This window comes from Achromobacter sp. 77, from assembly GCF_020541125.1.
Taxonomy (GTDB): domain Bacteria; phylum Pseudomonadota; class Gammaproteobacteria; order Burkholderiales; family Burkholderiaceae_B; genus Achromobacter; species Achromobacter mucicolens.
On sequence record NZ_CP059848.1, the window covers coordinates 2,013,824 to 2,027,348 of the forward strand.

The window sequence follows — 13,525 nt, forward strand, 5'->3', positions numbered from 1 at the left end:
ATGGGGACCAGTATGCTTGCCGAGCAACGCACCCTCACCAAGGCCGAGCTGGCCGAGCTGCTTTTCGAGCGGGTCGGCCTGAACAAGCGCGAAGCCAAGGACATTGTCGATACGTTCTTCGAGGAAATCCGCGACGCCCTGGCGCGCGGTGATTCCGTCAAGCTCTCGGGTTTCGGCAACTTCCAGGTGCGCGACAAACCGCCGCGCCCTGGCCGCAACCCGAAGACCGGAGAGACCATTCCCATCGCGGCGCGGCGTGTCGTCACCTTCCACGCCAGCCAGAAACTCAAGAGCGTGGTCGAGCAGGCCGTTCCTACAACGCCCGACGCCGCGGAGTGATACGCTTTGTCGGTAATTGTTATCGGCGCACCACGCATCGCGCGCATAAAATCCGCTTATGACACGTACTGAATCCACCGTTACCTTACCGCCCATTCCCGCCAAGCGTTACTTCACCATCGGCGAAGTCAGCGACCTGTGTGGCGTCAAGCCTCATGTGTTGCGGTACTGGGAACAGGAATTCACTCAGCTCAAGCCCGTGAAGCGCCGCGGCAACCGCCGCTATTATCAGCACCACGAAGTGCTGCTCATCCGCCGCATCCGTTCGCTGCTTTACGAACAAGGCTTCACGATCAGCGGCGCGCGCAATCGCCTGGGCGATGCGCGCGACGTGCCGCACGACCAGGACGCTGCCGTGCGCCTGTCGGGCACCGAGATGCAGTCGCTGCGCACGGAACTCGGCAACGTGTCGGCGATGCTTGCCGAAGCCTTGGGAACGACGGGTACTGCGCCCGCCGCCGCTGCGTCGACGCAGACCGCGCCCACTGCCTGAGCCGTTTTCTTCGCGACGCATCGGTTGCAATCCAGCGTTTGATTTCAGTACCCGCGACGCGCGACCGCCTTCATGGCAGCGCGCGTTGCAGACCGTAGTGCCTTGCGCTTCGCGCGCGCCGCTTCATCGCTTGCACTGATGTGAACGGCGAACGCAAAGCGCAAAATTTTTTCCGGTATTCAGCACTTTTTTTGCACCAATGCGTGCAAACATTTTTTAGTTCTGCTATACTCTTTTTCTTTCGGGGCGTAGCGCAGCCTGGTAGCGCACTTGCATGGGGTGCAAGGGGTCGCGAGTTCGAATCCCGCCGTCCCGACCAGTAGTTCCAAGGCCGTTAGTGAGAAATCACTAACGGCCTTTCTCATTTCTTAGGCTTTATTCTTGAGCTGCAAATTGCAGAGCTCAAATTATCGTGCTTGATAACCGGGCCCGAATACCGAGCCCGAATATTGGGCCCGATAACCGACCCCAATCCCCGCTACAGCAAAAGCAACGCGCCCGCCGCAACTGCCGTGGGGCCCAACGCGCCAAGCAGCAGTCCGCCGATGCTGATGGTCTCGTCTGAAAAGCCGCGCTTTAGCAGCGCCACGCCCGCAGGATTGGGGGCGTTTGCGATGACCGTCAAGCCGCCGCCGGCGACGGCGCCCGCCACCAGCATGTATTTCGATTCGTCGGAGATGCCGTCGATCAGCGAGCCCAGATAGGTCAGTGCGGCGTTGTCGGTGATCGCGGTGAGCGCCAGGGATCCGAAGAATAGTGCGATGGGTTCCAGGCTGGAGACGATGGGCTGCAGCCACCACGCCTGCATGCCTCCCAAAATGACGAGGCCGGCCAGGAAGAAGCCAACGAGCAGCGCCTCTTTGAGGATCAGCGGATTCTGATGCCGCTCATAGGCTTGCGTGAATCCCAGGAACATCAGGAACAGGCCGAGAAACGCGACGGGATGGTGCGCCAGGGCAACGACCGCGGCCAGCACGACCAGGTGAACGAGGACCACGGTGATCGGCACGGGAGGGCGCTCGGACCGGGTCATGCTTTCGGCCGGCAGTTGAAGCAGATACTTGCGCATCATGAGCGTGGCCACGGTGGCGTTCACGACCACGGCAATGGCGGCTTTCCAGCCGAAGGTGGCGAGCATGAATGCCGAGTCCCAATTCCAGGTGGCGGCGACCATCAGAACGGGGGGCGCCGCGTAGGCGGTCAGTGTTCCCCCGATCGAAATGTTGACGAACAGCACGCCAAGCGCGAAGTACTTGGGAACGGCCGGAACCGACGGCCGAAACAATTGCGGGGCAAGCATGAGGGCCGCAATGGTCATGGCGGCCGGCTCTGTGATCAGGGATCCCATCAGCGGAACCGCGGCAAGACCCAGCCACGCGGTGGCCACGGAGGTATGGAAGGGCAGGTTCTTTGCGATCAGGTTGACGGCGACCATGACCGTTTGAAGGACCGGGCGGGATGCCGCCACGACCATGACCACAAATACGAAGAGCGGTTCGGTGTAGTTGCGAGACTCGGCGTAGGCGAGCGCTTGATCTCCACCGGCGGTAATCGCCATGACGATCAGAAGCACAAAGGCCCAAAAGCCGAAGACGATCTCGACTTCGCCGAGCAGGTGAAACAGGCCGGCGTGGCGGGGATAGCGGTGGGAGAGCCGCTCGAACTGTTTGACCGTGAAGGTGTGGATCAGCGCCAATGCAAAGATGATGGCGGCTGCGATGTCGAGGGCATGGGGGATGCTGGGCTGCATGGACGCGCGGGCTCCTGCGTGGCGGCCCGACCAGCGCGTTGACCTGCCAGCGCGAAGGAATACGCCTGACACCCAGCCGGGTAGTGTATCTCGATCGCGGATTTCGGCCTACCCCACCGCCGTGGCCGCTGCGGGACACGATCGCGACGATTGATGTATTTCAAGAGGCGGGACGAGGATTCATATTGTTCCTATCGACATACCTTTTGTATTTCCGGATATTGGCGAGGTTATCAATCGACGGGGCGATCGAATGGTCCAACGGTCAATCGCAGGTATTGTTCTTGAGACTGCAGCAGTCGGCGCTCTTGCGAAGGCGCTGGCTGTGCCGCGTCAGTTCAGGAGTTAGCGATGCGCTGCAAAGGGCTGGCCGGGCGGTTGTTCAGTCACGACTTCCGGCCGGTGTTTGATACCGCGGCGGTCGTTACCGCGGCGGTCGATACCGCGGCGGTCGATACCGCGGCGGTCGGCACCGCGCCGCCGAAGGCGAAAGCACTGGTCGCAGGGCCGTCTCGTGACTCGAATAACGTCGTGGGCGCAACGTCATCGATGGGCGATCGCTTTTACAACGGCCATGTATGCGTGCGCTGCGGGTACAAGATCATCCGGGAACTGTAATGCGCTCGCGCAGCAAGCGCGCTTGCTGGGGACAGCGCGGAGAAATTGAAGCGGCGGAAAGGGCCGCAGCGGCTAGAGGGAGGGAGTGTGCGGAGCCGCCCTCTGCTTGATCGAATGACAATCACGCCGCTGCGGCAATCGGGTTCCAGCAAACCCCGTTCCCGGCAGCGGGCCAGACGTGATCAGTCCAGCGATTGTTGCAATATCCGGCGGCGGCGAAGCTCGGCAAGGCGGGCTTCGTTTTCCTGATGCCAGCCGGCCTGCCACGAGGCCAATCTGGCGCGCCAACCAGGTAGCGATTCGCCCGTATGGCTGGGCATGTTGGTTTCTTTCATGAGGGGGCAGGCAGATAGCGGCACACCATATCTGGCGGCTTCCTGGCCGGCTCTGTGAACGGGGTCATCCATTCGCGCCTCCTCGTGGGAAAGGTCCTGAGCCAAAAGATGAGCGCGATCGCCATCCTTGTCCAGAAAAGTTACGCGCAGAAATAGCGGGATGGATCATCGTCCGCAAGGCCTTGAGGCGCGGCTACAGGTGCACCCACTGCATCCACCACCCCTGGTAATAGCGCCTGCCGTCGATTTCTTCGAAGCCGCAGACCATCATGCCGCGATCGGATCCGAAGGTGAGCAGTTCGGGCTCGAGCAGATCGGGGATAGGGCCTTTCTGCGACGCGCCGAACTTGGCCAGGGTGTCCAGCGTCATGACGCTGATGTAGCGGCGCATGTCCTCGCGCATGATGGAATACATGCGGACCGTCCCGGTCACTGCAGGGGCGGGATCGTTGTCGTGGCGCTTCCGGCCCAGGGTGTGGGTTCGGATGACGGTGCATCGCATGATGAAACTAAAAATACTGTATGAATGTACAGTATATGTCGATAAAAACGGGGCCGATTCACTTATCCCGGTTTCTTATCTGCACAACGACATTTGCTCGCCACGCCAAATGCAAAGCCCCCGGAGCCGGGGCGCAGGTCAACGAGTCAATTGCAAAGCCGCGCCATTGCGCGCGGCACGTAGCGGAAACGGCCGCCAGGGGTCGCCTGGCCGCCGCCCGTGGCCTCCATCCATCCGGTTTCCCAGGCTTCGACCTTGCCGCTCCATTCGGAGATCGATTCGCCGGTATGGCCTGGCATGGCGGCGGCTCGATAGAACGGGCAATCCCACAACGTCAAACCGTCTCGGGCAGCTTGTGCGCCCAGCTTTTGGATGTCTTCGCGTTGCATTGCAATCTCCTCCAAAAGTAGTTGGTCGGAACGCAAAGTATTCCGCAGCGATCTGTGATTTTCAATAGTGATGGCGCATCATCCGGGGCGGTGCGGCCGTCATGCCGGCCGCGCAGATGCGAGGCCGGGAAAGCCGAGGGCGCCATGAACATCCAGGCGCGACGACACGCCTTCCATGATGTCTAAAGGCGTCTGTTATGCGTGCAATTTCGCGGCTCTGTGCCTTTTCACGTTCGCGCCGCGGCACGCACAATCTGGGCTTGCCGCCCGTGTCGGGTGGATCTTGAGGATGTTTGGATGCGCTACCGCTACGTGACGGCCGATGTGTTCACCGGCCATGCTTACCTCGGCAATCCGCTGGCTGTCGTGCTGGACGCGCAGGGTCTGGACGCACGCCAGATGCAGCGGATCGCACGCGAATTCAACTATTCGGAAACCAGCTTCGTGATGCCGCCGCAAGACCGTGCCCATACCGCGCACGTGCGCATCTTCACGCCGGATCGCGAGGTGCCGTTTGCCGGCCATCCGAATGTGGGCACCGCGGTCGTGCTGGCGCGCGAGCAGATCGCGGCCGGGTTGCCGGCGCCGCAGGCGTTCGTGTTCGAGGAAGAAGCCGGCCTGGTGCGCATTGCGTTGACGTACGGGGAGCACGGCCTGCAGGGTGCGCAGCTGCGCGCGCCGCAGCCGCTGTCGCGCGGCAGCGAGGCGCCGTTGGACGCGGTGGCCAGGGCGCTGCGTCTGGATTGCGCGGACATCATGGTGTCTACGCACGCGCCGATGGTGGCGTCGGTGGGATTGCCGTTTTTGGTGGTTCAGGTTGCCAGCCGCGACGCGCTGCGCCGCGCGTCGCCCGATGCGGCGGGCTACGCGGCCTTGATGCCGCAACTGGGCGCGAAGTCCATCTATGTCTACACCACCGACACGGCAAGCGAAGCGATGGATGCGCCCACCGATATCCAGGCGCGGATGCTGACGAGCCGCATGACCGAAGACCCCGCCACGGGAAGTGCGACGGCGGCCGTCACGGCGCTGCGCGCCTCGCTTGCGGGCAAGGGTGCCCTGCGGCTGCGCGTGGGGCAGGGCGTGGACATGGGACGTGCAAGCCTGTTGCTGGCGCATGCGGAGCCGCGGGACGATGGCGTGTGGGCTAACGTGGCCGGACAGGCGGTGGTGGTGATGGAAGGCACACTGCCCGCGCCCGCAAGCGATTGACAAGGCAGCGTGGGGTTTGCGGGCGGCAGGGCGCCTCGTGTAAGCTGCAGCGCATGAACGCACCGCACATCGCTGCCGCATCGCGTGCAGATTTCCGACGAATCACTCGACGTCTCCGTTGAGTGGCTAGCCGTGTTCGGGCGCCGGTTATGCGGCGCTTATCCCAGAAGGCCACGATACCCCTCGTGGCCTTTTTTGTTTGATTGCGTTTTGCATCCGGGGCGTATCGCAAGGCCTTCGTTCTTTCATCACAAGGAATGAAGCATGTCTCAGCAAGACCTCGCCATCCGGCCGTTTCAGGCATCCGACGAAACCGCGCTGATCGCGTTGTGGCAAGCCTGCGGGCTGACGCGGCCGTGGAACGATCCGCGCAAGGACATCGCGCGCAAATTGACGGTGCAGTCCGATCTCTTTCTGGTGGGTGAGTTGGATGGCGCCATTGTCGCGACGGTGATGGGCGGCTACGACGGCCACCGTGGCTGGATCAATTATCTGGCCGTCTCACCCCTGCATAGGCGGTGCCATTTCGCCACGGCGCTGATGCGGGCGGTCGAGCGCAAGCTGCTTGAGATGGGTTGCCCGAAGATCAATCTGCTGATCCGTTCCGAGAACGTCGCGGTGAAGCGCTTCTACGACAGCCTGGGCTTTCAGGAGGACGCGGTGATCAGCTTGGGCAAGCGCCTGATTCCGGACCTTTGAGGACTTGGCGGGCATCAGGCGCAAGGGCGCGTGATGCCCGGTATGCGCGGCGATCCGGGCGCATGCGTACAGCGCCCGCGTCGCTTGGTCACGCGATGTCAGGCGTCAGATCGCCTGTGTCAGATACACGGCTTCGCGGCCCACGATGGGCATGCGCGTGGGCATGAAGATCGTGCAAGCATCGCACGGGGAGCGGATTTCTTCCGTGCCATTCATGGCGATCAGTTCGCCCTTGTCGAAGGTCTCAAAGCCAATCACCGGACGCGTGAAGGTGAAGTCTTCGGACTTCACCATGTGGACCTCCAGCAGGCGATAGCGCTGCGGGGTGGGCGGGGCCGGGGTGCCGGCCGGCGTGTCGATGAGGCCCAGATGCGCGAGAAAGCGCAAGGTCACGTCGGTGGCGAGTTCGGCCGCGGAACGCGAAAAATGCTGGCCGCATTCGACAACGAGCGCACCGCCACTGTCGGACAGCGGGTCGCCATGATGGCCGTAGCCCATGACCCCGGTGCCCGGAAACTTGTCTTGCGGCATGACCAGGTGCACCTGCGGCGAGCCGACTGCAGCGGCCAGCGCAGTGTTGCGGTCCATCTCGTTGTAGACCCAGAAGGGTTGCACCGGGGCGCGCGTGGAATGGATGTCCAGCACGAAGTCGGCGGCGTCCAGGACAGGGCGCATCTCGCGGGCGCGGCGCAGTTCCGGGCTGTCTTCCGCGCCGTCCAGCATGGCGGCCGACCAGATGCGGTTCAGGTTGTGCACGAGCTGGCGGTTGTCGTAAGGTCTGTCGATGTCGAAAGCCTCGTAGGCCTCGACGTGCGCAAAGCTGACCGTCAAGGTGCCGATCTTCGGGCGCACGCCGGTGTCCAGCAGATGGGTGGCGGCCACCATGCCACAGATCTCGTTGCCGTGCGTGATGGCGTTGATGAGCACGTGCGGCCCGGGCTTGCCGGAGTCGAAGCGATGAACGTAGGGGATGCCGGTGTTGCCCTCGCGATAGGCGGACAGGTCTCGCGGCAAGACTTCCAGCGGAGCGGTATCAGGTTCGAAGACGGGTTTGTTCATGGGGTCGATGGCAGGTTTGAATGTGAGCCGGTAGGGGCAATCAATTACGCGCAGCGCAGTGGCCTGACATTATGCGCCGGTTCGCCAATTCGGCGATGAGGGCAAAAATGCGGGTTTTTAGCGCTGATTTTTTCAACTTCAAGATGCCTTCGCACTAGGCGAATTAGTACTGTTTTACCCCTTAAAAACTCTGCTTTCCAAGCCTTTTTGTTTGGTGCATATTGCGGCCCGTTAGTCGGAATTCAGAGGTGCAGCATGAGCGGGTGGCCAGAGCGTCATATCAACGGTTTTCAAGTGCAGTGTGAAGTGGTGGACTTGGAAACCGGGGTTTTGGCTATCGAAATCATGGTACGCCGGCAGGGCAACGAGGCCGCCGCGCAGCGGTGGTCGCTGCCCCGTTTCGTCACCTTCAACGATCCTGCCGCCGCGCGGCGTCATGCCGAGCTGGTGCTCTCGGGCATCCGGACCGTTGACGAGTTCACTGGCGAACCCCGATACGGAATTCTCTAGCGCTCGCTAGTGTTTTGTTTCGTTTATCACATTCATGTGTCTTGTCGGACGTGGAATGCCCGGTACAGTTGTTCATGCATGACAACAAAAGGAGAGTTCCATGTTTGACGCTTATCCCGTTCTGCGCCGCACCGGCATGGCGATTGCAATCGGCGCCGCCGGCGTTCTGTTTGCAGGCTGTACCACGACCACGCCTTCCAAGTCTCCGGCCGCTTCGACGGCAGAGCAGCGGCAATCGATGAACAGCGCGGCCAATGCCACGCTCGCCAAGCTGTATGAAGCCGCTCCCCAGTCCAAGGACCTGGTTGCGCGCGCCAAGGGCGTGCTGGTGTTCCCCGACGTGTTGAGCGGCAGCTTCATCGTCGGCGCCGAGCATGGCAAGGGCGTGCTGCGGGTGAACGGCGCGAATGCCGGCTACTACAGCACGACGGCGGGCTCGATCGGCTTCCAGGCCGGCGCGCAATCGAAGGCGATGATCCTGCTCTTCATGACGGATGACGCCTTGAACAAGTTCCGCAACAGCAGCGGCTGGACCGTTGGCGCGGACGCCACGGTGGCGGTGGTCAATATCGGCGCCAATGGCCGCATCGACACCAACACGGCCCAGCAGCCGGTCGTGGGCTTCGTCATGAACAATGGCGGCTTGATGGCTGGCGTGTCGCTCGCGGGCACCAAGATCTCGAAGCTGGATCGCTGATCGCGCAAGCGTCCAGTCAAAACGCCGCGGCATCAAGCCGCGGCGTTTTGTTTTGCTGCGGAGCAAGGTGGATTTGCTCCGCGGCCTTTGCCGGCCGGTCAGCCGATCACGTCATCGCTGTTTTTGAGGACGGCGGTTTCGCGATCGATTTCGGCTTGCTCGATGGCGGGGTCCAGACCGCGCCAGCGAAGGATGTGGCCGCGCTCTTCTTCGGGCTCCCAGCCCAGCATGCCGTAGCGCGTGATTTCAGTTTCGCCGGAGGCGAACTCCACTTCGAAGTAACCCTGACGATCGGGTAGCGTGTTGCCGGGGAACCAGTCGGTTTCGGGCATGGTGTGCTCCTTGCTAAGCGATGGGAGGGATGCTGGCGCCGGAATGAACGAAACGGCGCCATGCAATTTGATTGTGGGCTTGCCGCCGCAATCCCGCAAGCGCTCGATGGATACCAGATGCGGCGTCAGGCCAGCGGCACGGCGGTGGTGTAGAGCACCTGCTTCAACGCAAAGCTGGATCGGATGCTTGCCACCCCGGGAATGCGCGTGATGTGTTCGACGATCAGCCGTTCCAGCGCATCGACGTCGGGCACGAGCGCGCGGATCAGGTAGTCGGCGTCGCCCGACATCAGGTAGCACTCCATGATTTCGGGCAGCACCGCGATCTCGCGTTCGAACACATCCAGCGCGGCCTTGCGTTGCTTGTCGAGCGAGATCTGAATGAAGACGTTCACCTTCAGGCCCAGCTTGCGCGCGTTCAAGAGCGTGACGCGGCGGTCGATGAGTCCTTCGGTTTCCAGTCGCCGCACTCTCGCCAGGCAGGGCGAGGCGGACAGATTCACGCGGGCGGCAAGTTCCACATTGGTGAGCCTTGCGTCGCGCTGCAGCTCGTTCAGGATGCGGATGTCGGTGGCATCCAGGTTGATTTCCGGCATAAGTCACCTCAAGACGGCGGTTTTACGGTGCATGTGTGCCGAGTATGCCGGTAAACGACGCACAAAGCGGTCAAAAATGCTGGGGTTTACCCTATAGACTGTTCCGTTCTTCGGCTATATGGCCGGAATGCAGAATATTCAGCGGCAGAGCAGGGTAGTGATGAGTCAGCAAGGCAGTCTTCGCAGGTTTCTCCCGCTTGCGGGTGCGGTCGCCATCTGGGGAGGGAATTGGCCCGTGATGAAAATGGGGCTGGCCCATATGAGCCCGTTGTGGCTGGCTGCCAGCCGGTTCGGATCCGCCGCGCTCATCAGCGTGCTGGTGCTGGCCCTGCTGGGTCGCCTGCGTTTGCCGACACGCCAGGAATGGCCGCTGGTCGCGGGTGTGGCCTTGCTGCAGATGGGCGCCTTCACGGCCCTCGCGCTGTGGGCGTTGCAGTATGTGGCGCCTGGACGCGCGTCGGTCATTGCCTACGCGACGTCCATCTGGGTGATTCCGCTGTCGTCGCTGATCCTGAAAGAGCGCCTGTCGATGGGCCAATGGCTGGCGACGGCGCTGAGCTACGCGGGCATCGGCATCATCGTGGCGCCCGCGTTCAGTCCGTGGCAGGCGCACACCGTCATCGGTCTGGTGATGCTGCTTGGCGCATCGTTCGCATGGGCCTGCAACATCATCCAGCTGCGCGCCAATCGCCACGTTCGCCTGGGCGCCGACATGATTCCCTGGCAGACCGCATTGGCCACGATACCGCTGGCCGCGCTGGCCTGGATGCGTGACGGCGCGCCGACCTTTCTGGCCGATGCGCAAGCCTGGCCGCTGATCCTCTACACCGGACCGCTTGCCACTGCGCTGACGTTCATTGTCGTGCTGAGCATGACGCAGAAGCTGCCGCCGGCCGCGACGTCCATTGCGATGCTGTGCGTGCCGGTGATCGGGCTGATCGTGTCGTCCGTCGTGTTCCACGAACGCATCTCGGCGGACCTGGCGCTTGGGCTTGCGCTGATCGCGGCCAGCGTGGCGGCCTCGGCGCTGGCCGCGCGCCTGCGGCCGTTGGCGCTGCGACCTTCATAGAAGGCTCTAGAATGGCGTGCGCCGGAAATGGTGCCGGCACGTCATGCGGAACGCGCAGCGGATATGGACTCGTTATATGTAGTGGTCGTGGTGGGCGCCATGGCCGCGGGCTTCGTGCAAGGCTTGTCCGGCTTTGGTTTCGGCATGGTGGCCATGTCGTTCTGGGCCTGGACCGTGGACCCGCGGCTGGCTGCGGCGATGGCGGTGTTTGGCGCGTTGACCGGACAGTTGCTGGCGGCTTTCACCGTGCGCCGGGGCTTTGCCGCCGCGCATCTGCTGCCATTCATCGCCGGCGGATTGCTGGGCATTCCGCTAGGCGTGAAAGTGCTGCCGCATCTGGATCCGACGGTGTTCAAGGCCTTCATCGGCGGGCTGCTCGCGATCTGGTGCCCGATCATGCTGTTCGCCGCGCGCATCCCGCGCATCACGGTAGGCGGCAAGGTTGCCGATGGCGTCGCGGGCGCGATTGGCGGGGTCATGGGCGGGCTGGGCGGGTTCACCGGGGTGATTCCGACGTTGTGGTGCACCTTGCGCGGCTTTGACCGCGACGTGCAGCGCGCGGTGATCCAGAACTTCAACTTGTCGATGCTGATGGTGACGATGGCCAGCTATGTGCTGACCGGCGTGGTCACACGCGACATGCTGCCCCTTTTTGCGCTGATCGTGCCGGCAATGCTGGTGCCGACACTCTTGGGCACGCGCGTGTATGTCGGCATCAGCGACGTGGCGTTCCGCCGCGTCGTACTGGGCCTTTTGACGGTTTCGGGCGTTGCGTTGCTGGCGTCGTCGGTGCCTCGTCTGCTTGGCTGACCATTGGCTGACACGTGCCGGACGGGCTTGACGGCCATGCTATCGTAGACAAATTCACGAGAGAACCACGCATGGCATTGCATCGTTTCGAAAAGGGCGAACTGGGACATTGGCTGCGCGTCGTGGCCGACAACAACGAGCCCGGCGCAGTCCAGACCGACGTGCCCGCAAACGTCGCACAAGCGCTTGAGACGCTGCGCTGCATTCAGGCCGGCGCAGACGGCCGCTGGGTCATCACCGACAAGGGCAGGCTCTCGCTACGCATGGAAGAGCCGGGCGCCATCCATTTGCGTTAAGCCATTTGCGGTCGTCGCACGTTTACGGCAGCCGCCGGCTTACGCACCATGCGAGCGTTGGCGTGCCCAAGGCGGCAACGAACTTACCGCATGGTTGCGAATGTTTTCGCAGTATTTCGTGCGCCGCGCCGCCGCCCCTGTGCCGTCCGGCATATCCTGAGACGGAATGTGCGAATTGACATCTTTCCGTCGTATCCGGCCCCGCGTCTCGCCAGTAAGATGAACTTTGCGCGACGTTTGAAGGTCTATTGTCTTGCGCGGGAAATTTTGTCCTGTTGCACGTCACGCGTGGTTCGCGCGTTTAGGTAACCGACTGGGAGGTAGCACATGCAGCATCGTGACCAGGAAGTACTGATCGACGTTTCCACAGCGGCCATGGACACCGGCGGATATGGCGTATTGCTGACGGTTACGGCTGAGGGCGGCACCGAAGTGGATGCCGCGTTTTCCCACTTGGGCAACTGCGCTTCGTTGGACGAAGCTCGTGATCGCGCGGAAATCTTCGCGCAAAACTGGGTAGAGGAAAATATCTTCCGATAGGGCTTGCACCCTGGACGGAGCTGATCGGCACGACCGGTCTGTGTGTGCATGAGCACGTGGCGGATTCCTGCGAGATGGCGACGACGATTTCGGTTATCGTTGCTGCTCCAAAACCTGGGGCCCTCGTCGGGTTTGCGCCGTTCCAAGATGACTGCCGCACAGACCAATTCCTTTCTTGCGGATGATATCCGCGCGCTGCGGGCGCATTTTGATTCTGTCGTGTTGCCCATGTGGTTGGACCGCGGCTTCAACGACGCGCTCGGACTGCCTTACGAATCCTTGGACGCCGCCAGCGGTGAACCGCTGCCCGTGACGCGTTATCGCGCCATGGCGTGCGCGCGCCAGCTTTATGTTTTTGCGCAGGCGCCTGGCGAGGCGGCCGCGCAGCACGCTGATCGCCTCTTCGAATCTCTGCGTCGTGTTTTTCAGGACGAGCATGGCGGTTGGCGCTATAGCGTCGACGCGCAGGCTCGGCCGCTGGATGACACCCAGGACCTGTACACGCACGCGTTCATCGTATTGGCCGCGTCGGCGTATTTCCAGCGCAGCCGCAATGCGCAGGCGCGCAAGCTGATGCTGGCCACGGCGCGCACGATCGAGGCGCGTTTCAAGACCACGGATTCGCTGTACCACGCGGCGCTGAGCGCGGACTTTTCCCAACCTTTGAAGCCGCCGGCGCAAAACCCCATGATGCACCTGACCGAAGCCTATCTGGCGGCGGCGCAGGTTGCCGAACCGGCGGGGTTTGCGCAGCACCTGCGCGAGCTTGCGCAAGGCGTCAGCCAGTTCTTCGTTCACGCGCCCACGCAATGCATATCCGAGGCGTTGCAGGGCAGCGCAGGCAACCGGCTGGAACCGGGTCATCAATTCGAATGGCTCTCCCTCGTGCATGAATCGGCGCAGGTGTTCGAAGGCCTGGATCTCGCCGAAACATTGCCGCGCGCCGTGCAATGGTCGCGCACCCATGGCGTGGATGCCGCGGGGGTGATCGCGTCGCTGGATGAGTCGGGGGCCGTGGCGGACGATACGCGCCGGATCTGGGCGCAGACGGAATACCTGAGAGTCTTGGCCGTGATGGGCGATCTGCCGGCGCTGCAAACGGCTCTGGCAAGCTTTCGCGAGCGGTTTCTGCATCCGGGCGGCTGGCACGAATGCCTGGATGCGAAGGGCAACGTGACGCGGGCCGACATGCCGTCGACCTCGCCTTATCACTTGGCGACCTGCCTGACCGCGTTACAAAACGTTGTATCCTAATCACGTTAACAATTTTTATTCCCAA

19 protein-coding genes and 1 tRNA gene are annotated in these 13,525 nt (G+C 62.5%); 13 read left to right on the forward strand and 7 right to left on the reverse strand.

The window, feature by feature from the left end; translation table 11 throughout:
* From H4P35_RS09220 to H4P35_RS09230, 3 genes are all read left to right on the forward strand, one after another.
* Positions 1-339, forward strand: a complete 339-nt coding sequence (locus H4P35_RS09220; protein ID WP_081101104.1) for an integration host factor subunit alpha — start codon at positions 1-3, stop codon at positions 337-339.
* A 58-nt stretch (positions 340-397) separates the two neighbouring features.
* Entirely contained in the window at positions 398-832 is a 435-nt protein-coding gene (locus H4P35_RS09225) for a MerR family transcriptional regulator (RefSeq protein WP_180100279.1), read from the forward strand.
* 242 nt (positions 833-1,074) lie between these two features.
* Positions 1,075-1,151, forward strand: a tRNA-Pro gene (locus tag H4P35_RS09230).
* Between the two features lie 159 nt (positions 1,152-1,310).
* Here the strand turns inward: H4P35_RS09230 and H4P35_RS09235 are convergent.
* Positions 1,311-2,582, reverse strand: coding sequence for a putative Na+/H+ antiporter (locus H4P35_RS09235; RefSeq protein ID WP_180100278.1), 1,272 nt, complete (start codon positions 2,580-2,582; stop codon positions 1,311-1,313).
* Between the two features lie 351 nt (positions 2,583-2,933).
* On the opposite strand from H4P35_RS09235, the gene H4P35_RS09240 reads away from it, so the two are divergent.
* Positions 2,934-3,200, forward strand: coding sequence for a hypothetical protein (locus H4P35_RS09240; RefSeq protein ID WP_226848713.1), 267 nt, complete (start codon positions 2,934-2,936; stop codon positions 3,198-3,200).
* Positions 3,201-3,382: 182 nt separating this feature from the next.
* On the opposite strand, the gene H4P35_RS09245 is transcribed toward H4P35_RS09240, so the two are convergent.
* The 3 genes from H4P35_RS09245 to H4P35_RS09255 form a co-directional block, all read right to left on the reverse strand.
* On the reverse strand, positions 3,383-3,607 hold the full coding sequence (locus H4P35_RS09245) for a CrpP-related protein (RefSeq protein WP_226848715.1): 225 nt from the start codon (positions 3,605-3,607) through the stop codon (positions 3,383-3,385).
* A gap of 121 nt (positions 3,608-3,728) precedes the next feature.
* On the reverse strand, positions 3,729-3,950 hold the full coding sequence (locus H4P35_RS09250) for a hypothetical protein (RefSeq protein WP_056315910.1): 222 nt from the start codon (positions 3,948-3,950) through the stop codon (positions 3,729-3,731).
* A gap of 233 nt (positions 3,951-4,183) precedes the next feature.
* Positions 4,184-4,426 (reverse strand): CrpP-related protein, encoded by a 243-nt coding sequence (locus tag H4P35_RS09255; RefSeq protein WP_180100274.1) that lies wholly within the window; start codon positions 4,424-4,426, stop codon positions 4,184-4,186.
* Positions 4,427-4,723: 297 nt separating this feature from the next.
* On the opposite strand from H4P35_RS09255, the gene H4P35_RS09260 reads away from it, so the two are divergent.
* Positions 4,724-5,638: a PhzF family phenazine biosynthesis protein gene (locus H4P35_RS09260; protein WP_056315915.1), complete on the forward strand. Its 915-nt coding sequence runs from the start codon at positions 4,724-4,726 to the stop codon at positions 5,636-5,638.
* 264 nt (positions 5,639-5,902) lie between these two features.
* Positions 5,903-6,337: a GNAT family acetyltransferase gene (locus H4P35_RS09265; RefSeq protein ID WP_226848717.1), complete on the forward strand. Its 435-nt coding sequence runs from the start codon at positions 5,903-5,905 to the stop codon at positions 6,335-6,337.
* A 105-nt stretch (positions 6,338-6,442) separates the two neighbouring features.
* On the opposite strand, the gene H4P35_RS09270 is transcribed toward H4P35_RS09265, so the two are convergent.
* Positions 6,443-7,396 (reverse strand): succinylglutamate desuccinylase/aspartoacylase family protein, encoded by a 954-nt coding sequence (locus tag H4P35_RS09270; RefSeq protein WP_056315919.1) that lies wholly within the window; start codon positions 7,394-7,396, stop codon positions 6,443-6,445.
* A gap of 255 nt (positions 7,397-7,651) precedes the next feature.
* Here H4P35_RS09270 and H4P35_RS09275 point away from each other — a divergent pair, with 255 nt between their 5' ends.
* The gene (locus H4P35_RS09275; RefSeq protein WP_152383973.1) at positions 7,652-7,906 is read left to right on the forward strand and encodes a hypothetical protein; all 255 of its coding nucleotides are present in this window, start codon (positions 7,652-7,654) and stop codon (positions 7,904-7,906) included.
* Positions 7,907-8,006: 100 nt separating this feature from the next.
* Positions 8,007-8,603, forward strand: a complete 597-nt coding sequence (locus H4P35_RS09280; protein ID WP_062841872.1) for a YSC84-related protein — start codon at positions 8,007-8,009, stop codon at positions 8,601-8,603.
* 98 nt (positions 8,604-8,701) lie between these two features.
* Here the strand turns inward: H4P35_RS09280 and H4P35_RS09285 are convergent, their stop codons facing one another.
* A complete protein-coding gene (locus H4P35_RS09285) occupies positions 8,702-8,935 on the reverse strand; it encodes a hypothetical protein (RefSeq protein WP_056315928.1) in 234 nt (77 codons plus the stop codon).
* Positions 8,936-9,060: 125 nt separating this feature from the next.
* Positions 9,061-9,531, reverse strand: coding sequence for an Lrp/AsnC family transcriptional regulator (locus H4P35_RS09290; protein WP_006226939.1), 471 nt, complete (start codon positions 9,529-9,531; stop codon positions 9,061-9,063).
* A 160-nt stretch (positions 9,532-9,691) separates the two neighbouring features.
* On the opposite strand from H4P35_RS09290, the gene H4P35_RS09295 reads away from it, so the two are divergent.
* The 5 genes from H4P35_RS09295 (at position 9,692) to H4P35_RS09315 (ending at position 13,500) form a co-directional block, all read left to right on the forward strand.
* Complete coding sequence (locus H4P35_RS09295) at positions 9,692-10,600, forward strand: DMT family transporter (RefSeq protein WP_226848719.1); 909 nt, start codon at positions 9,692-9,694, stop codon at positions 10,598-10,600.
* A gap of 63 nt (positions 10,601-10,663) precedes the next feature.
* Positions 10,664-11,410, forward strand: a complete 747-nt coding sequence (locus H4P35_RS09300; RefSeq protein ID WP_063954780.1) for a sulfite exporter TauE/SafE family protein — start codon at positions 10,664-10,666, stop codon at positions 11,408-11,410.
* Positions 11,411-11,481: 71 nt separating this feature from the next.
* Entirely contained in the window at positions 11,482-11,706 is a 225-nt protein-coding gene (locus H4P35_RS09305; RefSeq protein WP_056315937.1) for a hypothetical protein, read from the forward strand.
* A gap of 327 nt (positions 11,707-12,033) precedes the next feature.
* Positions 12,034-12,246 (forward strand): hypothetical protein, encoded by a 213-nt coding sequence (locus tag H4P35_RS09310; protein WP_006218759.1) that lies wholly within the window; start codon positions 12,034-12,036, stop codon positions 12,244-12,246.
* Positions 12,247-12,393: 147 nt separating this feature from the next.
* Positions 12,394-13,500, forward strand: coding sequence for an AGE family epimerase/isomerase (locus H4P35_RS09315; RefSeq protein ID WP_226848720.1), 1,107 nt, complete (start codon positions 12,394-12,396; stop codon positions 13,498-13,500).
* Positions 13,501-13,525 lie beyond the last annotated feature (25 nt).